Annotated in this window: 17 protein-coding genes and 3 pseudogenes; 9 read left to right on the forward strand and 11 right to left on the reverse strand. The window is 71.1% G+C overall.

Annotation, left to right across the window (positions count from 1 at the left end; genetic code table 11):
* Positions 1-146: 146 nt before the first annotated feature.
* Entirely contained in the window at positions 147-1,220 is a 1,074-nt protein-coding gene (locus tag ACIRG9_RS16175; RefSeq protein ID WP_402855837.1) for a GNAT family N-acetyltransferase, read from the reverse strand.
* Between the two features lie 301 nt (positions 1,221-1,521).
* On the opposite strand from ACIRG9_RS16175, the gene ACIRG9_RS16180 reads away from it, so the two are divergent.
* On the forward strand, positions 1,522-3,201 hold the full coding sequence (locus ACIRG9_RS16180) for a Na+/H+ antiporter (protein WP_402855840.1): 1,680 nt from the start codon (positions 1,522-1,524) through the stop codon (positions 3,199-3,201).
* A 226-nt stretch (positions 3,202-3,427) separates the two neighbouring features.
* Here the strand turns inward: ACIRG9_RS16180 and ACIRG9_RS16185 are convergent, their stop codons facing one another.
* Positions 3,428-4,168 (reverse strand): YcnI family protein, encoded by a 741-nt coding sequence (locus ACIRG9_RS16185; protein WP_402855843.1) that lies wholly within the window; start codon positions 4,166-4,168, stop codon positions 3,428-3,430.
* Positions 4,169-4,351: 183 nt separating this feature from the next.
* Between ACIRG9_RS16185 and ACIRG9_RS16190 the strand changes: the two genes are divergently transcribed.
* Positions 4,352-4,555 carry a hypothetical protein gene (locus tag ACIRG9_RS16190; RefSeq protein ID WP_402855846.1) on the forward strand — a complete coding sequence of 68 codons (204 nt, stop codon included), beginning with the start codon at positions 4,352-4,354 and terminating at the stop codon, positions 4,553-4,555.
* Positions 4,556-4,612: 57 nt separating this feature from the next.
* Here the strand turns inward: ACIRG9_RS16190 and ACIRG9_RS16195 are convergent, their stop codons facing one another.
* Positions 4,613-5,296, reverse strand: coding sequence for an NBR1-Ig-like domain-containing protein (locus tag ACIRG9_RS16195; RefSeq protein WP_402855849.1), 684 nt, complete (start codon positions 5,294-5,296; stop codon positions 4,613-4,615).
* A gap of 144 nt (positions 5,297-5,440) precedes the next feature.
* On the opposite strand from ACIRG9_RS16195, the gene ACIRG9_RS16200 reads away from it, so the two are divergent.
* Both ACIRG9_RS16200 and ACIRG9_RS16205 read left to right on the forward strand, forming a co-directional pair.
* Positions 5,441-6,142: an SH3 domain-containing protein gene (locus tag ACIRG9_RS16200; protein ID WP_402855852.1), complete on the forward strand. Its 702-nt coding sequence runs from the start codon at positions 5,441-5,443 to the stop codon at positions 6,140-6,142.
* Positions 6,143-7,105: 963 nt separating this feature from the next.
* Positions 7,106-7,540, forward strand: a pseudogene (locus tag ACIRG9_RS16205) (NAD-binding protein); the annotation flags it as partial.
* A 329-nt stretch (positions 7,541-7,869) separates the two neighbouring features.
* Here the strand turns inward: ACIRG9_RS16205 and ACIRG9_RS16210 are convergent.
* The 3 genes from ACIRG9_RS16210 to ACIRG9_RS16220 all read right to left on the reverse strand — a co-directional run bounded on the left by ACIRG9_RS16210 (position 7,870) and on the right by ACIRG9_RS16220 (position 11,459).
* Positions 7,870-9,261 (reverse strand): glycosyltransferase 87 family protein, encoded by a 1,392-nt coding sequence (locus ACIRG9_RS16210; protein WP_402855855.1) that lies wholly within the window; start codon positions 9,259-9,261, stop codon positions 7,870-7,872.
* Positions 9,258-10,667: a polyprenol phosphomannose-dependent alpha 1,6 mannosyltransferase MptB gene (mptB, locus tag ACIRG9_RS16215; protein WP_402855858.1), complete on the reverse strand. Its 1,410-nt coding sequence runs from the start codon at positions 10,665-10,667 to the stop codon at positions 9,258-9,260. Before mptB ends, ACIRG9_RS16210 begins: the two co-directional genes overlap by 4 nt.
* A 126-nt stretch (positions 10,668-10,793) precedes the next feature.
* A complete protein-coding gene (locus ACIRG9_RS16220; RefSeq protein WP_402855861.1) occupies positions 10,794-11,459 on the reverse strand; it encodes a class I SAM-dependent methyltransferase in 666 nt (221 codons plus the stop codon).
* A 413-nt stretch (positions 11,460-11,872) separates the two neighbouring features.
* Between ACIRG9_RS16220 and ACIRG9_RS16225 the strand changes: the two genes are divergently transcribed.
* Both ACIRG9_RS16225 and ACIRG9_RS16230 read left to right on the forward strand, forming a co-directional pair.
* On the forward strand, positions 11,873-13,204 hold the full coding sequence (locus ACIRG9_RS16225; RefSeq protein WP_402855864.1) for a hypothetical protein: 1,332 nt from the start codon (positions 11,873-11,875) through the stop codon (positions 13,202-13,204).
* A 761-nt stretch (positions 13,205-13,965) separates the two neighbouring features.
* Positions 13,966-14,559 carry a hypothetical protein gene (locus ACIRG9_RS16230; RefSeq protein WP_402855867.1) on the forward strand — a complete coding sequence of 198 codons (594 nt, stop codon included), beginning with the start codon at positions 13,966-13,968 and terminating at the stop codon, positions 14,557-14,559.
* 347 nt (positions 14,560-14,906) lie between these two features.
* On the opposite strand, the gene ACIRG9_RS16235 is transcribed toward ACIRG9_RS16230, so the two are convergent.
* The 3 genes and pseudogenes from ACIRG9_RS16235 to ACIRG9_RS16245 all read right to left on the reverse strand — a co-directional run bounded on the left by ACIRG9_RS16235 (position 14,907) and on the right by ACIRG9_RS16245 (position 17,678).
* Positions 14,907-15,812, reverse strand: coding sequence for a hypothetical protein (locus tag ACIRG9_RS16235; protein ID WP_402855870.1), 906 nt, complete (start codon positions 15,810-15,812; stop codon positions 14,907-14,909).
* Between the two features lie 118 nt (positions 15,813-15,930).
* A pseudogene (locus ACIRG9_RS16240) lies at positions 15,931-16,404 on the reverse strand (SigE family RNA polymerase sigma factor); the annotation flags it as partial.
* A 461-nt stretch (positions 16,405-16,865) separates the two neighbouring features.
* Positions 16,866-17,678 carry a hypothetical protein gene (locus ACIRG9_RS16245; RefSeq protein ID WP_402855873.1) on the reverse strand — a complete coding sequence of 271 codons (813 nt, stop codon included), beginning with the start codon at positions 17,676-17,678 and terminating at the stop codon, positions 16,866-16,868.
* 610 nt (positions 17,679-18,288) lie between these two features.
* Here ACIRG9_RS16245 and ACIRG9_RS16250 point away from each other — a divergent pair.
* Positions 18,289-21,534, forward strand: coding sequence for a S8 family serine peptidase (locus ACIRG9_RS16250; RefSeq protein ID WP_402855876.1), 3,246 nt, complete (start codon positions 18,289-18,291; stop codon positions 21,532-21,534).
* A 53-nt stretch (positions 21,535-21,587) separates the two neighbouring features.
* Here ACIRG9_RS16250 and ACIRG9_RS16255 read toward each other — a convergent pair whose 3' ends face one another.
* Positions 21,588-22,976 carry an FAD-dependent oxidoreductase gene (locus ACIRG9_RS16255; RefSeq protein ID WP_402855879.1) on the reverse strand — a complete coding sequence of 463 codons (1,389 nt, stop codon included), beginning with the start codon at positions 22,974-22,976 and terminating at the stop codon, positions 21,588-21,590.
* Between the two features lie 191 nt (positions 22,977-23,167).
* Here ACIRG9_RS16255 and ACIRG9_RS16260 point away from each other — a divergent pair.
* Positions 23,168-24,022, forward strand: a pseudogene (locus tag ACIRG9_RS16260) (IS5 family transposase).
* On the opposite strand, the gene ACIRG9_RS16265 reads toward ACIRG9_RS16260, so the two are convergent.
* Positions 23,980-24,237 (reverse strand): hypothetical protein, encoded by a 258-nt coding sequence (locus tag ACIRG9_RS16265; RefSeq protein WP_402855881.1) that lies wholly within the window; start codon positions 24,235-24,237, stop codon positions 23,980-23,982. The pseudogene ACIRG9_RS16260 and the gene ACIRG9_RS16265 sit on opposite strands and share 43 nt — an antisense overlap.
* A 47-nt stretch (positions 24,238-24,284) precedes the next feature.
* Here ACIRG9_RS16265 and ACIRG9_RS16270 point away from each other — a divergent pair, with 47 nt between their 5' ends.
* The gene (locus ACIRG9_RS16270) at positions 24,285-24,851 is read left to right on the forward strand and encodes a TnsA-like heteromeric transposase endonuclease subunit (RefSeq protein ID WP_402855884.1); all 567 of its coding nucleotides are present in this window, start codon (positions 24,285-24,287) and stop codon (positions 24,849-24,851) included.
* Positions 24,852-24,973: the final 122 nt, after the last annotated feature.

A 24,973-nucleotide genomic window follows, 5' to 3' on the forward strand; every position in this document is an offset into this window, starting at 1 on the left:
GTAGCTGCCCGCCCGGAGCGGGAGCACCAGACACCTGACGAAACTTAGGCAGGGTTCAGGCCATCCAACGTCGCAACGGTGACGGGGCATCGCCGTTACGGAAGCGACCGGCTGCGGCCGTCCTCGACAGGGGCCGCTGCCGGCGGTCAGCGGGTGGGAGCGGTGATCAGGTAGGCGCCGCGCGGATCCCAGCCGACCCGCCAGCCGGCCGCCAGCGCCTCCTGCAGCACGCCGCCGACGGCGTGCTGCCAGGCGCTGGCCGCGGCCGGGTCGTCCCGGCGCAGCGCGGAGATGTCGGCCGGCACCGCGACCAGCGCGGCGGGCGCGACGGCCCAGGCCGGGTCGAGCACCGGCAGCCCGTCGGCGGCGGCGACCGCCCACACCGGCTCGGCGGCGCAGCCGGTGGGCACGGTCGGCTCGCCGGTGAGGTGCCAGGCCACGAGCAACCGGTTGTACGGCAGTGGGGTGGGGCTGTCGGCGTCGCGGAGACCTTCGTAGCCAGGCAGGAACGCCTCCACGGCCGCGCCGAGCCGGCGCAGGTTGAGGTTGGCGTTGACCGCGGCCATCGCGTCGAACGTCCAGCGGATCTCGGTGACGCCCCGCTCGTGGGCCCAGGCCCGCTGGGCGAGCTTCAGCGCGGTCGACACGCCTCGGCCGCGGGCGGCCGGCAACACCGCCATCGGGCCGGACTGCACCAGTGGCTGCCCGTTGGCGGTCCACCCCGGCAGCGCGAGCAGCACGCCGACGGGCACCTCACCGTCCCAGGCCAGCAGGACCGGCGAGCCGGCGGCGAGCAGGTTGCGCAGCAGGCTCGGCGGATAGAAGTGGTGTCCCGCGCCCGGGGCGAAGACCCCGTCGAGGACGCTGACCGCGGCGGCGACGTCGACGTGCGTGTCGACCGGGCGGATGTCGACGCCGGCACGGACGGCGGCCGCCGCGGCCGGGTCGGCCGGCTCCGGTGCCGGCGCCGGGCAGGTGAAGGCCACGACCGGATCGGCCAGCGGGTCGGGTGCGAACACCTGCCGGGTCGCGGCCTCGACCAGCTCGGTGATCGCGGCGGCGGTCTCCGCCGGATCGTCGGTGAGCACCTGCGATCCCTCATCGGGCAGCAGTTCGGCGATGACCTCGCCGAGGACGGCCTCGGGCACGTCGGCGGGGAGGACGTCGGCGACGATCTCGGCGAGCGGGCCGGCGACGGGGTCGGTGACGGGGTGGGACACGGGCGTGCTGCCTTTGGGGTGCGACGGGACGATGCGGCGACGCCGGTGTCCGGGCCGGGCGTCGGACGGCCACTGTCCCGGAACCGGGGGCCGGGACAGTGACCGGCCGGTGACGTACCGATGAAAACGTCACGACCGGCGCCGTCGACTCCAGCGGGTACGCTCCGGACGGCTGCATGCTGCGCGGCCAGCGCGGATGCGCCGCCGATGCCGTCACCTGCCGGCTCCGGCCGGACGATCCTGGCGGGCCGGAGCAGCGCCGTCAACTGGGAATATCCGCCGGAGAGGGAGAAGCAACCGGGTGAGCCACCAGACGATGTTGTTGTTCGTACTCGCCGCCGTCGCGGTCATCGTCGTCGTACGGTGGGTGGCCTCACACACCGGCCTGCCGGCCGCGGCGCTGCTGCCGCTGATCGGTATCGCGTACGCGCTGCTCCCGGGCCGCAACATCAGTCTTGATCCCGGCCTCGTGCTGACGGTCGTGCTGCCTCCGCTGCTCTACAGCGCGGCGCTGGACTCGTCGCTGCTGGGCATCCGCCGGAACCTGCGCATCGTGGTCAGCCTCTCGGTGGTGCTGGTGCTGCTCACCGCCGTGCTGGTGGGAATCGGTTTCCACCTGTTCGTCGCCGGGGCGACGCTGGCCGCGGGGATCGCGATCGGCGCCGCGGTCGCGCCGCCCGACCCGGTGGCCGCGCTCGCCGTGGGTCGACGGGTCAACCTTCCGCCGAAGCTGGTCACGATCATCCAGGGCGAGGGGCTGCTGAACGATGCCACCGCGCTGACCATCCTCAAGGTCGCCGTCGTCGCCGCCGTGGGCAGCGGATTCTCGTTCCCGTCCGCGGTCGGCCAGTTCGCGCTGGCGGCGGCCGGCGGTGTCGCGGTGGGCGCGGTCGTCGCCTGGGCGGTACGCCTGGCCCGGCCGCTCACCGTGGATCCGCTGCTGTCCAACGCCATCTCGCTCGCGACGCCGTTCGTGGCCTACCTGTTGGGCGAGGAACTGCACGTCTCCGGCGTGCTCGCCGTGGTGATCGCCGGACTCATCGTCGGCCACCACACGCCCCGGCTCACCTCCGGGGCCAGCCGGCTGCAGACCAGCGCGGTGTGGCGGCTGGTCGACTTCCTCCTCGAGGGCTTCGTCTTCCTGCTGATCGGCCAGCAGCTACCCACGGTGGTGCGGGGTCTGCACGAGTACGAGACCTCCACCGTCGTCGCCGCGGTCGCCGTGTCGGTCGGCGTGGTGCTGCTCCTGCGCCCCGCCTGGCTGGTGCTGACCCAGGTGCTCCCCCGCTCGCTGCACACCCGGCTGGGCGGCACCTCCGACGACGACGAGCCCGACGAGGTCGGCAGCACGCGGGAGGCCAGGCGGGCGGAACGCAATGCCCGTCGGCTGACCCGCCGCGAGGTCGTGGCGCTGAGCTGGTCGGGAACCCGGGGCGTCATCAGTCTGGCCGCGATCTTCACCCTGCCGCTGACCACCGACAGCGGCGCCCCCTTCCCCGACCGCAACCTGCTGCTGTTCTGCACGTTCGTGGTCGTTCTGGTGACCCTCGTCGGGCAGGGCCTGACGTTCGCGCCGCTCGTCCGGGCGATGGGCCTGCGCGCCAACGACAACGACCAGGCCCGGGTACGCAACGAGGCCCGCTCGGCGGCCGTCGAGGCGGCGCTGGCCCGCCTCGACGAGGTCGCCGTGGAGGAGCCGGACAGCATCGAGGCGGTCAATACCAGCCGCAACCAGTTGCAGACCCGTCTGGCCCGCTATCGTGGCCGGCTCGACCTGCTCCAGAGCGTCGAGTCGTCGGAGGCGCCCACGTCACCGGAGTACGAGGCGGCGCTGCGCATCCGCCGGGCCGCGATCGACGCCCAGCGGGAGGAACTCCTGCGCTGGCGCGACGCCGGCCGGCTGCCCGACGAAGGGCTCCGCATCCTGGAACGCGAGCTCGATCACGAAGAGTTGCTACTGCCGAAACGCGCGTCCCGCTGACCGGGGCGCCATCCGCACGCGGTCTCGGCGTGGTTGATGGTTGGCGACAGGGGCGGGAGATGCCACGAGGGCTTGGGGGAGTCTCCCGCCCCTGTCGCCAGTTGGATGCCGTCGCCATCTGGCACCCGTCTGGATCGCGCGGCCAGGGCCGCGCATCGTCACAGTCCGTATCTTCTACTTTTCAATACCTCATGGCCCGGGGCCTGGTCGGCGCCCCGTACGGAGGTCAGCCCGCCGCGGTGCCGGTCCCGGTCCGGCGTCGCCAGGCCAGCAGGCCGAAGGCCAGCCCGGCGAGGCCGGCGACCAGTCCGGCGATGCCGAGGGCGAGGGCCCATCCGGCCCGACCGTCCGCGCCGTCGCTGGTGTCGGCCTTCGCGGCGTTGTCCGAGCCGGTCGGGGTGGCGGCGACGTCCGTGGTGGGAGCCTTGGCGAGCTTGAGCACCGGGGCCGGGTGCTCGGCCTCGGAGCCGTCGGTGCTGGGCTCGTCGATCCAGCGGACGATCTCGCCGCTGGAGTAGGTCTGCAGCGCCTTGAAGATCATCGTGTCGGCCTCGGGCAGCGGACCGACCGAGATCTCGAACTCCTGGAACTGACCCGGCTTGATCGCGTTCGCCGTACCGTCGGCCGTCCAGGTGATCTTCGACGGCGCCTCGGTCACCTGACTGCCGTGCATCTCGATCGGGGTGGCGAGCTTGGTCTTGTCGACCTGCACGGTCCACCCGGCCATCGGCCGGACCGACACCGAGGCCACCGGCGTGTCGGCCGGCAGGGCGACCTCCAGCTTGGTCGTGCCGGCGTCGTCCCGCTCGTTCGGCACCCGGAAGGCGAGCTTGGCATAGCCGCCCTGGGTCGCCTCACGCGGATTGACGGTCACGTGCGCGGCCGCCACACCGACACCGACGGTCGCCGCGGCAACCGCTCCGACCACGCTCGCGGCCAGGAACCTGGCCACCGTTCGTGCACGCATCAGTAGAGACTCCTCGATCCTCAGTTCCGCGCCCGCCGGCCGGCGATCCGCACGAGACGGCCCACAGCCGCCCGCCCCTGTTGGTCGGATACGGGACCGGTCGAGTTCCCGGCGAGCGAACCGAGGACTTGAACATCGCCGTTTCCGGCGCGCCGAGCCCGCCGGCCGTGATCCGCTGCAGCAATGCCAGATGTTGCTGACGTCCCGATCGTGGGCGGACCGGCCGACGGACGCACCGCCACCGTGGAACTCGACGACCACGGGAACCCGCCCGCGGAGCTGCACCCCGGCGAGATCGACATCGAGGGTGACGGCCTCTACGTGCGGCAACCCGTCACCGGTTCCGGGCCGCCCTGGACGTACCGTTGGCAGGCGCCGGCCTCGTGACCGCTCCGGTCGGTGCCGGGTGCGGGCGGGCCTGATCGCCACGCTTGACGATCAAGCTCACCCGGGGCCGCCCCGACGCACGTCCCATTCGACGGCGTTGATGGTGCAGTGCAGCGGCCGCGACTGGGATCCGGGAAAGTAGAGCCGCCCCGTCGCATCGGTGATCTTGAAGTACGCCGTGCAGGCCGCCTCGACCCGCGGCGCGCGTAGCCGGATCCGGATCACCTCGTCGGCACCCGGTTCCACCTCGCCGAGCTGCACCCGGATCGGCGACTGGAGCCAACCGGCCACCCCCGGCGTGCCCTGCCGGGTCAGCCACCGGCCGCGCCAGGGCACCGGACCGGCGTTACGCACCGTCCAGGTCTTGTCGAACGCCTGGCCGCACGGCACCAGCGTGCCGTCCGGTGGATCCTCGTCCATCAGCAGACAACAGTCGGCCGGATCGTGGTCGACCGGCACCGTACCGCCGGCCGCCACCGGAAACCGGGCGGCTCCGGTCGTCCGGTGCAGCCGGGCGTCCCGCAACGACATCTCCCGGCCGACCCGGACCGCCGCCTCCAGGTCCAGGAACTGCCCGAGCAGGGCCTGCCCCGCCCCGAACGCCGTGTCGTACCACTCCACCAGACCGCGGCTGGGCTTGGTCAGCCCTCGCTCCACTCGGGACAGGTGCCCCTTCCCCCACCCGGACAGGGCCGCGGCCCGGGTCAGCGAGGTCTCCGCCGCCTCACGTACCTCGCGCATCCGCGACCCGATCACTTCACGCGCCTGTGCCGCCCGCATGTGAGTGCCTCCCCGCACGTTGCCTACCTCGCCAACCGGCCACCCGTCCCCGATTCTCGGCGGGACAGGCGCGTCATATCGGAATCTATAGATCGGAGATTGGACATGACACTGCTCGAGAGGCGGACGGGGACCAGGCGTTGGCTCGCCCGCACCGCGCTGGCGCTGCTCGTCACCACCGCCACCACGTTGGGCCTGGCGGCACCGGCTCTCGCCGCCACCGGCACCGTCCAGGCGGCCGGCGGGCTCAACGTCCGCTCCGGTCCGGGCACCGGCTACTCGGTGGTGGGCAGCGTCGCCAACGGCGCCTCGGTCAACATCGCCTGCCAGACGACCGGCGACTGGGTCAACGGCAACTGGGGCGCCACGAACATCTGGGACCGCCTGGCCAGCGGAGGCTACGTCTCCGACGGCTTCGTCTACACCGGCAGCAACGGCCAGGTCGCGCCGAACTGCTCCAACACCCGTGCCGACAGCGCGGTCGCCTGGTACGAGGCTCGGCTCGGCTCCACCGCGTACGAGGGCTACTGCGAGATGGCGGCCGAGAACGCGTACGGCCGGACCGGGGTCTACGCCTCCGCGATGGCGGACTGGAACGACGCGGTCGCCCGGGGCACCGCCCACCGCGGTGACCTGAACGCGCCCCGCGGCGCCCTGGTCTTCTGGAACATCAGCGCCCCCTACGGGCACGTGGGCATCTCCCGTGGCGACGGCACCTTCGTGGCGACCAGCGTGAACGGGCGGATCGGTTCGGCGCGGCTGCCCTACTACGCCAACTACCTCGGCTGGAGCTGGCCGAACTTCTGACCCCACATCGGACCGGGAACCGGACGCGCCGACGCCCTGACCGCCAGGGTCAGGGCGTCGGCGTCGCTGCGATCGGAGGGCCGACGAGCGCGGGCGGCCGCTGGCTACCATGCGGGTGTGCCCGATGACACCAGGCAGGGGTCCGATCCGGAGCCGCTGGGACAACGGTTCGTGGTCTGCGGGAACGGCGCTCTGGCCCGCCGGTTGGTCACCGAGTTGATGGACCGCTACGGCGGCGCCGTCACGGTGGTCCTGCCGTCGTTGACCGACAACCACGCGCCGGACATCGCCGAGTTCGGGCCGGAGACGGGCGCGACGGGACCGCGTCCGACCCTCGTCGTCGCCCGCCGCCTGACCGCCGAGGTGCTGGAGCGCGCCAGGGTCCGTGACGCCGCCGCCGTGGCGCTGGTCGGTGACGACGACGTGACCAACGTGGACAACGCGATGATCGTGCGGGAGGCGGCCCCGGATGTCCGGCTCGTCGTCCGGCTCTTCAACCCGGTGCTCGGCGAGGGCGTGGCCAGCATGCTCGGGGACTGCGCGGTGCTGTCCGGGTCGGAGATCGCCGCGCCGGCGTTCGTCGCCGCCACCCTCGGCGAGGACGCCCCGACCTACCTGCGGCTGCGCGACGACGAGCTGGTGCGTACCGCGAACCGGGCCACCCTCGACCCGGCCGCCGACGTCGTGTGCGGCCTGGCCGACACGACCGGTCCGGAGCCGGTCACTCTCCCGGCCGACCAGCAGGCCGCCGACCTGGTCCTGGTCCGCATGTACGGCCGGCACCGGCCGGAACCGCCACGCCGGCGCCCGCGCCTGCTGCGGACCGCCGCGCTGGTCTTCGGCCGCAACCTGCGGCTGGCGCTGGCCGCGGTGTTCGCGCTCTTCGTCGCCGGCAGCGTCCTTCTCGCGCATGCCCGCAAGCTGAACCTGGCCGAGGCCGGCTACCTGACTGTGCTCACCGCGATGGGCAGCGCCGACGCCGACCCGGCCGCGGGACCGATCGAGAAGGCGACCGTGGTGGTGCTGGCGATCGCCGGTGTCGCCCTGCTGCCCACGATCACCGCCCTGCTGGTCGACTCGTTGGCGCACGCCCGGCAGGCGGTGGCGTCCGGCGGGCTCACCGACCCGGTCGACGACCACGTGGTCGTGGTGGGCCTGGGCAACATCGGCACCCGGGTGATCGAGGAGTTGCACTCGCTCGGCATCGAGGTGGTCGCGGTCGACCGGGCGGAGTCGGCCCGGGGCGTGGCGGTCGCCCGCGGGCTGGGCCTGCCCGTGATCATCGGGGACGCGACCCGCCCCGAGACGCTGCGGGCCGCCTCGGTGCAGACCTGCCGGGCGTTGGTGGTGCTCACCTCCGACGACGTCACGAACCTGGAGACCGCCCTGACCGGGCGCTCGGCGCACCGGGCGCACCCCACCGCGTCCGGCACGGCGGTCGAGCCCCTGCGGGTGGTGCTCCGGCTCTTCGACCACGGCTTCGCCGAGCGGGTTCAGCGAACCTTCGGCATGCATCAGTCGCGCAGCGTGTCCTACCTCGCCGCGCCCGCGTTCGCGGCCGCGATGTTGGGCCGCCAGGTCATCGACACCGTCTCGGTCGGCCGCCGGGTGCTGCTGGTGGCCGACCTCCCGGTGGGCGCCGGATCGGACATCGAGGGCAGATACTGCCGCGACCTGTCCAGGCCGGGCGCGGTACAGGTCATCGCGATGCGCACCGGGCGCGCCGGTCAGACGATCTGGTCCCTGCCGGAGCGCCGGCCGCTGGTCCGCACCGACCGGCTGATCGTGGTGGCCACCCGCGCCGGGCTCGCCGCGCTGCTGCCCCGTACCGTGCCCAGCGCCGATCCGCCACCGCTGGCCGAGCCGGCGCCGATGCGCCTGCTGGGTCCTCCGGCGGCCCGCCCGTCCGCGCACTCGGCGGAGGCGGAACCGGCGTGACCTGCGCGCTCCGCGGTGTCGGGGTATCCGCCACCAGCGACCGGCAGGCCGATGAGCAGGCCGAGGGCGATCAGCACGTAGAGGTTTCCGCCGACCAGCGCGACCGCGTCGCCGCCGCCGTTGGCCCACACCCAGACCACGCCGCTGACCAGCACGAGGTAGCCGGCCACACCCAGGCCCAGCCGACGGCGGAGGTGGAGGTCGGACGGTGGCCACGGCAGGGTCGAGTCGGCGAGCACCACCAGCGCCGGAGCCAGCCAGACCAGGTGGTGCACCCAGGTGACCGGGCTGACCAGGCAGCCGACGATGCCGGTCAGCGCGAAACCGGCCCGGTCGTCGCCGACCCGGCCGGCCTGCCGGACCCGGACCAGCCACACCACCAGCACCCCGGCGACCAGGACGAGCCAGAGCAGGCGGTCCGGATGGGCCGGGTGGAGCCGGGCGACCAGCCCCATCAGCGACTGGTTGGAGACGTACGCCAGCTTGCCGACCCGGTCGGTGTCGAGCAGGGCCTCGAAGAAATACCGGCGGGAGGCGTCCGGGGCGAGCAGCGCGGTGCCGGCGGTCGCGGCGGCGGCCGTACCGGCGGCCACCCCGGCCGCCCGCCAGCGCCTGGTGATCAGCAGATAGCCGATGAAGACGGCCGGGGTGAGCTTGATCGCGGCAGCCAGGCCGGTGCCGATGCCGGCCAGCGGGTGCCCGCGCTCCAGCAGCCACAGGTCGACGTAGACCAGAGCGAGCAGCAGCAGGTTGACCTGGCCGAAGCTGACCGTGTCCCGCACCGGGTTGAGCGCGGCGAACAGGCAGGCGGCCAGCGCGAAGGCGAACCAGCGGCTCCAGCCGGCCCGCCGGGCCAGCGGATCCACCAGCAGGTGCAGCACGAACCCGGACGCCACCACCGTCATCGCGAGGCTGACCGCGATCGTCGGGTACCAGGCCAACAGGGTCATCGGCAGCATGCAGACCGCGGCGAACGGCGGATAGGTGAACCCGTATCCGTTGGTGGTGGTCCACTCGTAGAGGTCGCCGCCGCCCACCCAGTGGTTCACCGCGCCGTGGTAGACGCCCACGTCGAACCATCCGCGATGCCCGGGAACCACGGCGATGACCACGCCGATCAGCACGGCGAGCGCGGTGACGCCCAGGGCGCGACGCTGGTTCCGGGTGAGCTGTTCTGTCATCGTGGATCCATTTCCAGGGGGCGGTGGGGAATCAGCAGCAGGCGCAGGTAGCCGGCGGTGATCAGTCCGAACAGGACGCCGAGGGCCGCGAGCACGAACTGTCGCGGCTGGGGGCCGAAGCCGCTCGGCAGCGTGACGAAGGCCAGGACCACCGCCCCGATCGCGGCCACCAGGCGTACGGTGCGTCCGGGCGCGCCGGCGGCGATGGGCACCAGCCCCCACAGCCCGTACCAGGGCCGGGTGGCCGGACCGAGCAGGGCCGCCGCGGCGAGCACCAGGCCCAGGGCGTACGCGAGGCCGAGCGCGCGGCGCTGAAACCAGGCGTACGCGGTGGTGGCGACCGCGCCGAGCAGGCCGGCCCAGACCCAGAACCGCATCGGGCCGTCACCGGGATCCAGGCCGCCGGCCTGCATGACGTGCACCGTCGCCCGGCCCAGGGCGCTGGAGATCGACCAACTGTGCTTGTACAGCGGCGTGCCCAGCGCGGTCAGCCAGCCGTACCCGGTGCCGGTAGCCCAGGTGACGGCGATCATGGTGGCGGCCGCGGCCGCCGTGGTGCGCCAGATGGCAGACCAGCGGCCCTGCTGGCGCGCAGCGAGCACCGCCACCACCACCAGGCCGACCGCGGCCGGCGCCTTCACCAGCGCGGCGAGCGTCACCAGCACGACGGCTAGCAGGTACGACCGCTCGAAGGCCAGGCACACTCCGGCGACGAGCAGGCCGAGCATCAGCGCCTCGTTGTGCGCCCCGGCGATCAGGTGCAGCGGCACGAGCGGGTTGAGCACGCCCAGCCACAGCGCGGCGGCCGGGTCGACGCCGCAGTGCCGGGCCAGGCGCGGGACGAACAGCACCAGCAGCGCGACCCCGAGCAGCGCCACCAGCCGGAGCCCGAACAGGCCGAGCCCGAGCCCGGTGCCGGCGACGGCGGCCACCGCCGCGGACGTGCCGAGGAAGACCGGACCGTACGGCGCGGGCGTCTGCTGCCACATCTCCGGCACCTCGGCGGCCAGCCGCCCGCCGAGATGGGCGACGCCGAACCGGTAGACGTCGAGGTCGGCCAGCACCATCGCGCCCTGGGCGAGGTAGCTGTACGCGTCCCGGCTGAACAGCGGCGGGGTGAGCAGCAGAGGAGCCGACCAGCAGGTGAGCGTCACGACGGTGCCGCGCCGGGACGCCGACGGACCGCCGAGGTCGCGGCCGGCCCACCACCAGGCCACGACCAGCAGCGTCAGGCCGACGAAGCCGGCAAGCAGGGCCGGTCCGGCGTACCGGTACAGGCCGGTCAGCCAGGGCGAATCGGCGTCGTCGACGGGCAGCGCGCCGACCGCCAGTCCGGCGACGGCGAGGAGGGCCGCACCGCAGGCGCCGACGATCCGGTACGCCGGCACGGTGGGCGGGAGCAACACCCCCGCAGAATGCCGGCACTATCTGACCGGGAGGCGAGCGTTGGTTGATCGCCTCGCGGCTCCCAGGCGTCCTACAGCAAGACAGCCGGCCGTCCGGCCTGGTCGACGCCTCCCCGACGGCCGGTGTCAGCGCTGCTCGCGGCGCAGGACCAGCACGACGTGGTCGACGAGGGTGCCCGTCTCGCCGTCCGGGCCGGTGCCCGTCCGGTGCGCGGCCCCGAGCCGGTCGGTGTGCCAGCCGTCAGGGTCGAGGTCGAGTGCGGTCAGGATCTCCTCCGGGCTGGCGAAACGGGCGTGCGGGTGGCTCTCGCGGGCCCACGGCGGAGGTGCCCCGTGCTCGACGACCAGGAGCCGGCCGCCGGGCGCGACCGCCCGAGCCGCCGCGCGCAGCACCGACTCCCGGGGCAGTTCCAGCGGGGACTGGAGGAACTGCGCCGAGACCAGGTCGTACTGGCCGGCCGGGAAGGTCCGGGTCAGGTCGTGGCGCGCGGCGGTGATCCGGGATTCCACGCCGGCCCGGGTCGCGGCGGCGCTGAGCCGGCCCAGAGCGGTGGCCGAGACGTCGACGGCGGTGACCCGCCAGCCCCGCCCGGCCAGCCAGATCGCGTCGCCGCCCTCACCGCAGCCCAGGTCGAGCGCGGTGCCGGGCGGCAGCGGATCCACCACCTCGGCCAGGACGCTGTTCACCCGACCGCTCCACACCTGGTCGCGCTGTTGGTACAGCTCGTCCCAGAATCCGGCGGTCTCCGCGTCCACCGCCGGTTCGACCGGATCCGCACCGTGCTCGATCATGGTTCCCTCCTCGCCGGCGGACGGCCGCCGCCCCGGCCCGGTGATCGTGCGTCCTCGAAGCCCGGACGGCAAGGAACCTTGCCAGTTCGGCAAATTCCGGGTCCGCGCCTCGGCTCCCCTCTTCCTGCCCAGCCTGGCCTTGATCGAGTCCATGTGCGGTATGTGGTGGTCTCGGCGATGCTGGATTGCCCGCCCTGTGCGGCACATGGAGTGCTCGTTAGACGAGGCCGTTTCGGAGTGCGTAGGCGACGGCGTGGCAGCACGCTTGGCGGTGATCTCGCCCGGTGTTGTAGCCATCGGCGATCAGGCTGAGCACTTCGAATTCGCGGTCGCGCCACGGCACGCGCGGCCGGGGTAACCGAGGGTGGCAAGATGGTGCACACACCGTCTGTGAGATGCGGAGGGAGGCGTAGATGCCGCGTCATCCCGACACCCTCGTGGCCCCCAACGCACTGCTCACCAAGGCCCGTCAACGACTGCCGTCGCCGCAACGGCCTGGGCAATGCATGTCCCGCGCCGAACTCGCCGACAACGTCAACGCCGCGCTCCACCGGCTCTACCCACACAGGAACCTCACCGCGCACTATGTCGACCATCGCTGGATAGGCAAACTCGAACGCGGAGAACACCGCTGGCCCAATGAAGAACGCCGGGCCGGCCTACGGCATGTCCTCGGCGTCGCCAACGACGCCGCGATCGGCCTCTACAGCCCCCGGCGTACCAGCACAGCCACATCTGCCGACCACGACCGCGCCGCCCCGGATACCGCTTCCCTGACCGACCTGCTTCCGGTAGGCGACCTCCTCCAGGCCGTGATGCCCACCACCGGGCGGCGCATCGGCCACACTGCCGTCAGTGATCTCGCCGCCCGGGTCCACCGACTTCGACTAGCGGACGACGTCCTCGCCGGCGGCGATCTGGTCGTTCCCGCCTTCCGTGAGCTGAGGGCAGCACTGACGCTGTACCGGGAAACGTCCCACACCGAGTTGGTCGGGCACGGGCTGCTGGTCCAGGTAGGCGAGCTGGCGCAGATCGCGGGCTGGATAGCCTCCGACGCAGGGTTCACCGTCCTTGCTGAGCGCGCGTACCGGCTGGGCGCATCGGCCGCTCGGCAGGCCGGCGACCGATCACTGGCCGCGAACCTGGTCGGGTCGCTGGCTTACCAGCACGCGAATACAGGACGCGAACGAGAGGCCGTCGATCTCACCCAAGCAGCTCTGGATGAAGCCGGGCCGGAGGCACCCGCCGAAGTCCGAGCGCTGTTTCTGGATCGCGTGGCATGGGCCAACGCGCGTGTCGATGACCCACAGCCCGCCTTGCGTGCGCTCGGAGAGGCACACGAGGCTCTCCTTCGCCAGCGCGAGGGCGAGGCACCTAGGTGGGCATACTGGGTCAGCGATGACGAGCTGGACATCATGGACGCCCGCGTGTTCACGGAACTCCATCGGCCCCTCAAGGCCCTACCACTACTGTCGATGGCGCTGGAAGGGTACGACGCTACCCACGCCCGGGAGATGGCGCTCTATCTATCGTGGCTCGTCGTCGCCTATGCGGATGCCAACGAGCCAGAAGCAGCCGCCCGCGCGGCAGCGCGCATGCTTGATCTCACCGAAGATCTGCCGAGCGCGCGAACTGGCGATCGAGCACGCCTCGTGATGCAGAGAATGATCCCCTTCCAAGATGTTCCGGAAGTGCGTGCGCTGCTTGCGGAGCGCCACTGCGGTCACGATGCGCCTAGACCATAGCTGCCGCCTGTGACCTTCCGGCTCACCCGAAGCCCCGAATGTCGGAGGCTTACGACGCCTACGGCCGGTAGTGGCAGCGGCAGATGGGCAGGCCACCGACGTTGTCAGCCGGTGCGAGCTGTGGAACCAGACGCCGAGGCAGACCGGACCATGACGATGTCAAAGATTTGTCGGAGCTGATGTCGGCATCTGTCCCCACTGGCGACGGGCGTGGTCGCCCTTACCCGCATCGTGGCAAGCCGCAGACCACCCTCGGCGGCCCTGTTGCATTGGGTGCAACCATGTTCGACTACCACTTGGCCGGTGTGGCCTGCGGTTCACGCCCTTGCTGGCCGACGCCGCTCGCTGCCTGCGCCTGCCACTCACCGGGTGACCGCTGGTTCGTAGACGAGACCTACGTCAAAGATGGCGCCTACCGGGCGGTCGACCAGTACAACCTACCCGACGACGTGTTCCTAGACGGGGTGCGGAGGTTCCTTCCGCAATTTGTGGCGCGCGGGAGAGAATTTCTCGCCGACTTGGACGCCGCATACCCAGGACCTCGGTCGGAGCAGCTGTGACCGCTGCGGTGTGAACGAATGATCGCTTTCGGCTGAGCTGGACCATCAAGCGGGCTGAGCTGCTGGAACACTCCGTGGGTGTCCGTCTCCGTCCGCTGGCGTCCACATCCGTTGCCACTCAGTTCGTCACACCCATCGGGCAGGCTGGCAGCTCTGACTCAGGCCGGTGCAGCATCGGCCTCGCAAGCCTGGAGGGAAACCGTGGCGGTCACCGCCGATGATCTCGATGCAGCGATGTCCAGCGTTGTTGCCAGCCTACGACCAGCGGCCGGCCTGGACTGGTCCGCGCGGGCAGGCAGCCTGGAGTGGGACTGCTGGCACACCGCCGAGCACATCGGTGACTGCCTGATGTCGTTCGCGGGCCAACTCGTGGCGCGGCCGTTGAAGCGGTTTGTGCGCTTCATGGCGAACGCCGACAAGGATGCTTCCCCGGACGAGGTACTGGAGTTCGCCGATGCGGGTGGTCGAATTTTGGCAGCTACGGTACGCACGTCCGGACCGGATGTTCGGGCCTACCATCCCACTGGTCAAGCCGACCCGGAGGGCTTCGCCGCGATGGGGTGCGTGGAGACGTTGCTGCACGGCGATGACATCGCGCAGGGCCTCGGCCTCGCCGTCGATCCACCACGTGACGTCTGCACCCGGGTACTTGCTCGGCTGTTTCCCGAAGCGGCGCAAGAACTGACCGGGGTGGACCCGTGGGCGGCACTGCGGTGGTCCACCGGCCGGATCGAGTTGCCAGGACGTCCCCAGCTGAAGGAATGGCGCTGGCACGGTGCTCCGCTGGGCGAATGACCAATGAGACGCGATTAAGTCGGGGAGTCGCCCACGGGCCGTACATGCCGATCGAGGAGCAGTGGGCGGGTACTCGGCCGGGACAGACTCGTCGGATCCCACGGCACGCTGCATGCTGTCGGTGATGGCTCTCTGTGCGGTCATCCACGAGACCGGGGGACGGCGTACCGGCACCACTTTCGGGCCAGCCCCGCCGAATGCATGTACCGCCTGTCGTTGCCGCCCAAGAGGTCGACGCCCGCTGGCCGGTTGTGAAGCGCAGACCAGCAGGCGGGGTTGATCGACCTCTGCACGACGGGGAAGTTGACCGCGCTCGGGACAGGCTGCATGCACTGGCTGAGCCGGCGTCAGCTCGTCGTCGGCTCCGGTTTCCTCGCGGAGGATTCCGCGGTGACCACTACCTGCGAGACGTCGATGTGCATGGACTCGGCGACCCGTGCACGCCACAGGTCGAAGGTGGCGCGGTCGATGGCCGGTCCGGCATACGTGGCGCGTACCCAGTTAACCGGACGATTCTGTGCGTCACGTTTCTGCCCGCTGGCGTAGCCGCTGATGCCTGTCCCCTCGACGTTGATGACCGGTGGGCCGGAGGCGGCGGGGGCGGTGGCCGACACGGTGAACCAAAGGCCGGACACCTCGACGACCCGCGCGTCTTGCACGCCGTCGAGCTTTCGCAGGTTCGCGGCGGCGTGCTCCAACTCGGGTCTCGTGACCGACTGATCGATGGCGATGGCCGGGCCACCGACCGGAGCGTCGGGAAGGACCTGCCGCAAATCCTTGAGGTAGGAGAAGTCGTGATCCCCCGGGCCAAGCGCGGAGAACACCGCCGTACGGAACTCATTCGTGGAAGAAACGTCCGACGCCTCGCGTGCCACGTCCGGCGTCCAGCTCAGGATAGGGATTTCTGTCCAGTACTCGCGCAACGACGGGTCCAGGGAGGCGGTGGCCGACGCGGCCGGCCGCGGGCGGTTCTCGCCCCGGTCAGGCCCGACACCGCTGACGACCGCCACCCCGATCGCCAGGAAAAGGACGACCCCGAACGCGCCGGCCGTCGCGACTCTCGCGGTTCGGCGACGCCGTGCCAGACCCTGGACCAGGTCGTACGGCGGCACGAGCGCCCGGCGGGTCGCATCGTCGGCCGCGTCCTGCAGCATTGTCCCCAGGCCGGGCAGCGGGCTCTCCGGGGCAGGCTTGCCGACCACGGGGCTGTCGAGTTCGCGGTTCTCTCGGTCAGGATGTTGGCGTTCAGGCATGACGACGCTCCAAGGTTGTGATCTCGTCCGGTCGGCCGGACCGGCGCGGCTTGCCGGACCGCGGCTCGCCCGCGAGGGGCGTGGAGCCGGACTCCGGCCGGCTCCACGGATGCGAAGCGTCCGCATCTTGGAGGATCTGTCGCAGTGCGGTCCGCCCGCGCGACAGCCGGGCCTTGACCGTTCCGGACGGCACCCCGGTCTCGATGGCGACCTGATCGACGGACCGATCGCACAGGTGGTGCAGCACGATCGCGCGTCGCTGCTCCTCGGGTAGACGTTGCAGGGCCGCCACGATCAGCGGAGTCTCCACGCCGGGCGCAGGCACGTGTGTAGCCGGCCCGTGACGCCGCCACGCCGCCAACCCGGACCGCACGGAGCGCCAACGACTGACCGCGACCCGGCGGGCGACGGTTCTGATCCACGCCTCCGGCTCGTCCCCGTCGGCGAACCGGCGACGCCTGCTCCAGGCTCGAACAAACGCCTCTTGAACGGCGTCCTGCGCCTCCGCAAAGTCGCCGGTCAGCAGATACACCTGACCGACCAACCGCGCGAACGCCGATGCGTAGAACGCCCGGTAGTCGTCCTCTGTCACGCCGACACCCTCTCCTCGGTGGCTGCTCCTCCCACCCACGCAGCAGAGCGACGCCACGGTTGCATTGGATCGAGGAAAATCCGCGGACTACTTCACCCCGGGTTGACGAGGCCGCCGCCCACGGCAGGGCGAGATCCTGCCGCCGGGCGTCACAGCCGCAGAGCAACAGCGGCAACGGCCGGCGCGGCGCCCCAGTCGACGGCACGTGCGGCCCGTCAAGGGCTGCCTTGAAGGCGCGGGGAGGGTGTTTGTGCGGGGTCCGGCTCTCTGGTTCCCGGTACGCCATGGAGCGGCCCAGCTACGTGCTCACGGTTGGTTCGTCGGGCCGGTTTGAGGGCGGCGAGCCGAGATCGTGATAACTAAAGGGTGACTGCTTGGCGCCCGCATCACGGTCATGAGAGCAAGAGAGTGAGGTGGGCCACCGAGAGCCCACATTGCTCCCGGCGCCACGACGGCCCGCGCTATGCCTGCCGGGTCAGCGTGATCATGAGATCCTTGCCGTAGCCGTCGTTCGCATTGATGAGAAACGCGTCGCCATTCCAGTACACCGAGCAAATCTGGTGCTTGGCCCCGAAACTCCAGGACACCTGATACGTCTGAGCGTCCCTACCAACCTGCGCCGGCAGATCGCCACCGGTGTAGGTCTCGTCCACCACGTCGGGGTATTGCTTCCGCTCCTCGTCGTTGTACCGTCGAACGATACTCACCGATGCTCCCGACAACGTGTAATCGCCATGGGCTGCCAGTTCGATGCTCAGAATCCCAGGACTGATCGTCCATTTCCCGTCGCCGAGAGTCAGGGTCCCCGTCGGGCTCGTGCCGTTTTGCTTCGGGTCGGAAACCGCGATCGCCCACGTTCCCTTGGCGAACGCCTCCAAGGTCCGCGCGGCCACCGTCGGCTTCTTGCCGCCACCGGACTTCTCGGCTTGCCCAGTCCGGTCTGCGTTGCCGCTTGGTCCGGTCCGACTGCACGCGCTGGCCACGGCAGCGAGCGCACCCAAGCCGACGTACTTCAAGGCGGTGCGCCGCCCGACGATCGATGAGAACACCCGGAACTCGCGCCGCATCGAAGCCTCCCCGTCGACCGTGTACCGCGAGACTAGCTTCCATCGATTGATCGCGCTGTCCACCGTGCGGCCGTCGACATCGCCGCCTTCGAGATTCCAACATTGATGACGACGGCAACTCACTCGTCTCGGCCGAAGCAGATACGCCACACGATCGATGCTGGCCCGCTGGTAACGGAACGTCACGGTGGCCGCCAGCCCATTCATGTCGTTCTCGCTGGCAGGCGGCTGTCCGGTCTCGGGGGATCAACGGCGCGATTACCGCGCGAACGGAGATGCCGGCAGGTCGGGTAGCTGCGGGGCAGGGCCGCAGCCCTCGTGCCGGCCGAAACGCCCGAGTGAAACCCCCAGGTAGGTGCGCGCGCCCTCCTTCGTGGACGCGGTCCTGACCGGGCAGTAGTTCGAGCGCATGCCCGGCCCGTGCTGCTCCCCGGTCTGGAGGGCACCGTGCGCGGGAACGAGGAGGTCGAACCGACCGGATGAGCGGGCACACCGCAGGAGGTGCTGGCGGGTCCATCGCCGCATTCCGCCAACCCTGCCACCCGCCGACGGCCGCGGCGAGCAGGACGCAGACGGCCAGGGCGGCAACGCGAACCCAACTCCCCCGCTTCACACCGCCGGTGTCACCGGGCGTAGCAAATGGACCGTTGGCCGACCGGCGGCATTCCGAGCGCCTCGATGGGCCGTACCAGGGGTTTTCGGATCACGGGAGCTGTCGGGAATGCGACCCGACGGTTGGTTGCGCAACGCGTCAACGGGTCAACTCGTCTCTACAAGAGACGGTCAAAGCGGATCGTCCGAGTGAACGGGGAGGCGTATGCGTTCCAGCAGAACCAGAAGAGCGTTGCTGGCCGGGGGAATCGCCGTCGCACTGCTGACGGCCGCGCCCGGCACCGCGGGCGCCCGTCAGGCCGCCGCGCCACAGGCGGTCGAACCGGGGCCCGCCACGGCCCAGGCCCAGACGGTGACCCTGATCACCGGTGACCGGGTGACCGTGTTCGGCAACGACCGCCTCAGCGTCACACCGCGCAAGGGCGTCACGTTCCACAGCTACCGCACCGACGGGCACCAGTACGTCATCCCGTCCGACGCGATGCCGCTGCTGCGGGCGGACCGGCTCGACCGGCGGCTGTTCGACCTCACCGAACTGCTCGCGGCGCAGGCCACCCGCCCATCGTCGCTGGGGCTGATCGTCTCCGGCGCCACCACCGCGCCCGGTCTCTCCCCACAACGACGACTGCCTGCGGTGCGCGGCTTCGCCACCGAGACGGCCACCGACTCGCTCGCCTCCCGCTGGCAGGCGACCCGCAGCGGCCTGAAGGCGGGCAAGGTCTGGCTCGATGGCGTACGCCGGCCGGCGCTGGACCAGAGCATTCCGCTGATCGGCGCACCCGAGGCCTGGTCCGCCGGCTTCGACGGCGCGGGGGTCCGCGTCGCGGTGCTCGACACGGGCATCGACGTCACGCACCCTGACCTGGCCGGGAAGGTATCGGCCCGGCAGAACTTCACCGAGGGCGAGGAGGACGACCGCGACCACGTCGGCCACGGCACCCACGTCGCGTCCACCATCGCCGGCAGCGGTGCCGCCTCCGGCGGGAAGTACCGGGGCGCCGCGCCCGGCGCGTCCCTGCTCGACGGCAAGGTCTGTGTCGAGTTCGGGTGCCTGGAGTCCTGGATCGTGGCCGGCATGCAGTGGGCCGCCGAGTCCGGGGCGGACGTCGTCAACATGAGCCTCGGCGGGCCGAACACCCCCGAGGTCGACCCGCTGGAGGAGGCCGTCAACGCCCTGACCGCGCAGCACGGCACGCTGTTCGTCATCGCGGCGGGCAACGAGGGCGACGACGAGACCGTCGGGTCCCCGGCGACCGCCGAGGCGGCGCTGGCCGTCGCGGCGTTCACCAAGTCCGACGAGTTGGCCGACTTCTCCAGCCGGGGCCCCAGCGCCGACGGCTGGGCGGTCAAGCCCGAGATCGCCGCACCCGGCGTCGACATCGTCGCGGCGCGCAGCAAGGACGGGTTCCTCGGCGAACCGGGGCAGCTCTACATGCCGCTGGACGGCACGTCGATGGCGACCCCGCACGTCGCGGGCGCGGCGGCGCTGCTGAGCCAGGCGCACCCCCAGTGGACCCCGGCGCAGCTCAAGGCGGCGCTCATGGCCTCTGCCAAGCCGTCGAGCGGCGTCGGCGTGTTCGCGCAGGGCGCGGGCCGGGTGGACGTGGCCCGAGCGATCAACCAGCAGGTCACGACCACGCCGACGTCGGTGACGTTCGGGTTGCAGGACTGGCCGCACCACCAGGACGAGGTGCGCAGCAACGTCGTCACGTACCACAACGGCGGCAGCGCGGCCGTGACCCTGCGGCTCGCGCTGACCACCGACGCGCCGGACGGGATCTTCTCGCTCAGCGCCGACACGGTCACCGTGCCGGCCGGCGGGCAGGCGTCGGTTACGCTCACCGCCGACACCCGCGCGGGCGGAGACGTGACCGGTGGCCTCGGCGGTCAGGTCACCGCGACCGCGGCCGGCGTCTCCGTGCAGACGCCCTTCGGCGTGGTCCGCGACGAGCTCAAGCACACGGTGAAGTTCACCGCGACCGAGCGCGACGGCGACCCGGCCGAGGATGCCTTCACGGTGATCACGAACAAGGACCGGAACCGGGACTACGTGCTCTTCGGCGGGAGCGGCGAGCTGCGCCTGCCCCCGGGTGAGTATTTCGCGTTCAGCTGGATCAACGAGCAGGACGGGGACAACTACAGCACCTCCCAGCTGGTGTATCCGAAGCTGTCCGTCAGCGGGCCGCAGACCGTGTCGATGGACGCCCGTGGCGGGAAGGGCTTCGACGTCACGGTGCCCGCCCCGAACGCGGTGCCGCTGCTGGTGTCGTACGACGCGATCTACGCCGAGGGCGAGAACTTCGGTTACGACGTCGGGGTCCTGGCCATGGACTTCGGCTCGATCTTCACCAAGCTGGTCGGGCCCAGGCCGACCAAGGGCCTGGGTGGCCAGCTCACCGGCACCCTGGCCGAGGTTGACGACAACGACAATCCGACCGCCACCCCGTACGTCTACAACGTCGGCTGGCACAGCAAGAACGACCTGCTCGGCGGGCTGGTCAAGCACCTGCGGCCGAAGGACTTCGCCACGGTGACGGCCGCACACGCGGCGGCCGTGCCGGGCAGCAACGGCGTGAAACTGGCCTTCCTCGCACCATCCGACATCGCCAGCTCCGGCTGGGCGGTCGGCTGGCCCACCCCGCTGCCGTTCACCCGGACCGAGTTCTACGCGGGTGACGCGCCGTGGCAAAACGAGTTCAGGGCGGAACTGGCGGCCGAGGGCGACGAGTGGGCGGAGGCGCTCACCGAGCACGGCGCGCAGGCCACCTACCAGGCCGGCAAGATATACCAGGAGCAGTGGAACAAGGGTGTGTTCGGGCCGAGCGTGGCGTCGTTCTTCCCGGGCAGCGTGCCCGCGGCGCGCCAGGGCGACAGCATGTACGTCTCGCCCGCGCTGCTCGGTGACAGCCAGGGCCGGTCCGGTTTCGGTCAGATCACCTCGGGGCGCGGGGCGCTCTACCGCGACGGCAAGCTGATCGCCGAGTCCACCGAGGGCCCGGGGGTGTACACCGACGACGTCGACCCGGCCGGGGCGACGTTCCGTTTCGACGCCAGCCTGGAGCGCGACGCACGCCTGACCACCAGGATGTCGGTGAGCTGGACGTTCCGCTCGGCGCACACCGCCAAGCCCAAGGCGCTGCCGCTGACCGCGGTCAGTTTCGCGCCGCCGCTGGACGACCACAACGTCGGCCGGGCCGGCGGCGTGGGCGTCTATCCGGTGACGATCACCCAGACCGAGGGCTCGGGACCGGTGGCCAAGCTGACCGTGCGGGCGTCGTACGACGACGGGAAGACCTGGAAGCAGGTGCCGGTGCTGAAGCGCGGCGGGTCGTGGCAGGTGCAGGTGCCGCACCCGGCGGCGGGCGGCTTCGTGTCGCTCAGGGCGTCGGGCACGGACGCGAAGGGCAGCACCTTCGACCAGACCGTCATCCGGGCGTACGAACTGCGCTGATCACCGCACGAAGGGGGCCCTGGCGGGCGTGCCGCCGGGGCCCCTGGCCCCGGTCAGCGTGCTCGCCGGTTGGCACGCAGGGCGCCGAGCACCACGCCGGGAGTGGCCAGCGACCCGGGGTGCGCGCGCATCGAGACGACCTCGTTGAACCGCCGCGCGATCCGCACGTCCGTGGTGGTCGCTTTGACGATCTGCCGGCTGACCCAGCTGGAGAACCGGTACCCGCGCGGATAGGGCCCGTCGACGTGCGGCAGCGCCAGGTCGGCGGAGGTGGACATCGACCAGGCGGCGTCGATCACCACTTTCTGCAGGGCGAAGAACCGGCGTGCCGGCTCGCCCAGATCCGGGCCGGACCGCAGATATTCCGACAGGCAGGCCGCGTGCAGGGCCGCCGCGGTCATCCCCTGACCGTAGACCGGGTTGAACGACGCGACCGCGTCACCGACGCTGACGAGCCCGGCCGGGAGCCGCTTCGCCGCGTGGAACTCCCGCCGCCGGCTGTCGGCGTGGCGGTAGGTCTGCACGTCGCCGAGCATCTCGTTCCCGGCGACCTCGCCGAACTCCGGTGGGAACTGCTCCCGCAGCCGCCGGACGAAATCCTCCGGGGTACGCCCCGGGCGGTTCGCCCCGTACCCGGCCATCATGGCCATCCAGCGCCCGTCCTCGACGGCGAAGAACGCGGCACCGGCCACGTCCGACGACATCCTCGGACTGTGCAGCGCCAGGACGAGCGCGAGATCCGGATTCGTCTCCGGGCGTCGGAACAGCGCCGTCGCGTAGTTCAGGTCCACGGTCATCCGGCGCGTGACGGGACGATCCCAGCCGCCGTGCTCCAGCCACTCGGACAGCCGGCTCGAACGCCCCATGGCGTCCACCACGAGATCGGCGGACTCGACACCCGGCATCCCACCCACGTCGTAACGGGCCCCGCTGGTCACGGCGCCGTCGAACACGAGACCCGTGGCGCGGGCGGCGACCGCCTTGACGTTGGGCAGCCCGAGCACGTACCGGCGGATCAGGCCTTCCAGGAGCGGCCGGCTACCCGTCAGGCTGTCGGCGTCGTCGGGTACGACCACCTTCAGGCGGCCGTCGAGATAGTTCCGTCGGGCCGGGGGCGGGGCCTCCATCGCCCCCCGGGCCAGCGCCTGCTCGCGGAATCCGGGAAAGAGGCGTTCGAGTTGGAGGAAGCCGCCGGGCAGCAGCGCGTGCAGTTGCGTCCCCTGCGGCACGCCGGGCCGCTCGCCGCCTACCTGCAGGTCGTCCCGGTCGATGATCACGATGCTCTCCGCATGGTCGGACAGCACCCGGGCGGCCAGCAACCCGGCGACGCTGCCGCCGAGCACGACCGCCTTGCCGAGGACCGGGTACGCCTGTTCGGGTGGTCGCACCGCGTTCAGCGCGGCGAACACCCGGGCCGGGGAGCGGAACATCGTGCTCTCCAAGGGGTGGGAGGTTGTCCTGTCCACGCGAACCTGTCGGAGTCCACGCGATCATGTCGTGTGATTTGTCGGCGTCCGGACTTAGAGCGACCGGCAATAGGTAGGGCGCCTGAGCGGACGGACCCCGAGGTAGCAAGCAGGCACGGGTCCATTGATCATCGGAGTTCTCTACGCTTCGTGACCGATGGAGTCCCGTGCCCGCGCTGCCATCTTCGTTGTTCGAACCTGTCTGGGTCCAGTTCGCCGCGCTGTGGCCTGAGCAACCCGGGTTTGATCCGGCGCATCCGCTGGGCTGTCACCGGCGTCGGATCCCTGACCGGGTCGTGTTCGAGCACGTCATCGCCGCTTTGGTGCATGGTTCCGGCTATGAACGCGTCGCGTCGGATGCCTGCTCGGACCGGACGATTCGCCGCCGGCTGCGGTCGTGGGCCGAGGCCGGTCTCGGCGAGCAACTCCACGAGCTGGCCTTGGACGCCTACGACCGCATGATTGGCCTGGACCTGACCGACGTCAGCGCCGACGGCGCGATCACCAAGGCCCCGTGCGGTGGTGACCGGGCCGGCCGGTCTCCGGTCGACCGCGGCAAGGGCGGCATGAAACGCTCGACCGGCGTCGATGGCTACGGCATCCCGCTCGGGATCATCGGCGCCCCGGCCAACCGGCACGACTCCCCACTGCTGCGTGACACCTTCGCCGCGTGCAGCATCCAGTTGCGGCATCACTGGCCCGAACGGGTCACCGCACACCTGGACCGCGGCTACGACAGCAATCGAACCCGTGACCTGCTCAAAGAGATCGGCTTCGACGCCGAGATCGCCCGCAAGGGAGTGCCAGCCCCCGTCCAGATCGGCAAACGCTAGGTGGTGGAAAGGACCAACGCATGGATGAACGGCTTCGGCAAGATCCGCCGCTGCACCGACCGCAACGCCACAATCATCGACTTCTACCTGTACCTGGCAGCCGCGATCGTCACGATCCGTCAACTCATCCAACGCGCCCGCACGCTCTACCGCTGGGACACCCGACCCACCACCCGCAGGCTCAGGTAACACAGCAACGCCGTAGCACCAGACGCATCGTCGGAGAATGTGTCGACGCAAAGCCCAACGTCCGGTAGAGCGGCTCGCCATCTCGGGAAGCCCGTAAATCCACTCTCGTAACCCCCCCGCTGTTGATACCAGCCGAGGAGCGCCAGCATGCAAGCCCGCGAATAGCCACGTCTACGGCAGTCACGATCCGTGGCCACATTGAAGACGTACCCCACGTCGCCGCTGGGGTTGTCCGGACCACCCAGACGGTGCTGACGGGCTGTTGGACGGATTCGAGGTCGGTTACGTCGCCGAGGACGGTACGCAGCACCGGCTGCCGTTGACGGCCGTCTGGACCGTGCGGTTCGAGGCGACGGCCCCGGTGCGGCGGTTCACCGCGCGGAAGGAACAGCGGCACCTGCCGGGCCGGTGGTGGTCGGCCACCGATGGCGCCCACGTGGGCTACGAGTCGTGGCTGGAACGCAATCATGTGATGGCGTTGGACTTCGAACCGGCGGTGGTCGGGATCGCCTCGCAGCCGTTCTGGCTGTCCTGGCGCACGCCGGAGGGCCCGGTTCGGTCGCACGCGCCGGACTACTTCGCCCGCCGATCGGACGGTTCCGCGATGGTGGTCGACTGCCGGCCAGCGGAGCGGCGCCCGGCCAGGGACCTGGCCGCATTCGAGGCGACGCGGCGGGCGTGTGAGCTGCTGGATTGGGAGTACCGGCTGGTGGGCGCACCGGATGCGATCGTGACGGCGAACCTACGCTGGCTGGCCGGGTACCGGCATCCCCGCGAGGACGCGGCGAAGCGTTGGGGACTCCGCGCACTGGCAGAGGCGCCGGTCTAGCGCTGAGCAGTCCGACCGTGTCCATCGGGACGTCCCGGTCGAGAGTTCAGATGCCATCGGTACGCAGCCGGGTAACGGGTAGGCCGCGCCCTGCACCTGTCTGATCTTCGACGCGGGGCCAA

This window comes from Micromonospora sp. NPDC093277 (assembly GCF_044765245.1).
Classification (GTDB): domain Bacteria; phylum Actinomycetota; class Actinomycetes; order Mycobacteriales; family Micromonosporaceae; genus Micromonospora.

Bases quoted from the DNA above. Each gene is read 5' to 3' on its own strand.
- ACIRG9_RS16250 (WP_402855876.1), top strand. From the start codon at position 18,289: ATGCGTTCCAGCAGAACCAGAAGAGCGTTGCTGGCCGGGGGAATCGCC.
- ACIRG9_RS16245 (WP_402855873.1), bottom strand. From the start codon at position 17,678: ATGAATGGGCTGGCGGCCACCGTGACGTTCCGTTACCAGCGGGCCAGC.
- ACIRG9_RS16195 (WP_402855849.1), bottom strand. From the start codon at position 5,296: ATGCGCGAGGTACGTGAGGCGGCGGAGACCTCGCTGACCCGGGCCGCG.
- ACIRG9_RS16210 (WP_402855855.1), bottom strand. From the start codon at position 9,261: ATGACAGAACAGCTCACCCGGAACCAGCGTCGCGCCCTGGGCGTCACC.
- ACIRG9_RS16185 (WP_402855843.1), bottom strand. From the start codon at position 4,168: ATGCGTGCACGAACGGTGGCCAGGTTCCTGGCCGCGAGCGTGGTCGGA.
- ACIRG9_RS16200 (WP_402855852.1), top strand. From the start codon at position 5,441: ATGACACTGCTCGAGAGGCGGACGGGGACCAGGCGTTGGCTCGCCCGC.
- ACIRG9_RS16225 (WP_402855864.1), top strand. From the start codon at position 11,873: ATGCCGCGTCATCCCGACACCCTCGTGGCCCCCAACGCACTGCTCACC.
- ACIRG9_RS16190 (WP_402855846.1), top strand. From the start codon at position 4,352: ATGCCAGATGTTGCTGACGTCCCGATCGTGGGCGGACCGGCCGACGGA.
- ACIRG9_RS16235 (WP_402855870.1), bottom strand. From the start codon at position 15,812: ATGCCTGAACGCCAACATCCTGACCGAGAGAACCGCGAACTCGACAGC.
- ACIRG9_RS16220 (WP_402855861.1), bottom strand. From the start codon at position 11,459: ATGATCGAGCACGGTGCGGATCCGGTCGAACCGGCGGTGGACGCGGAG.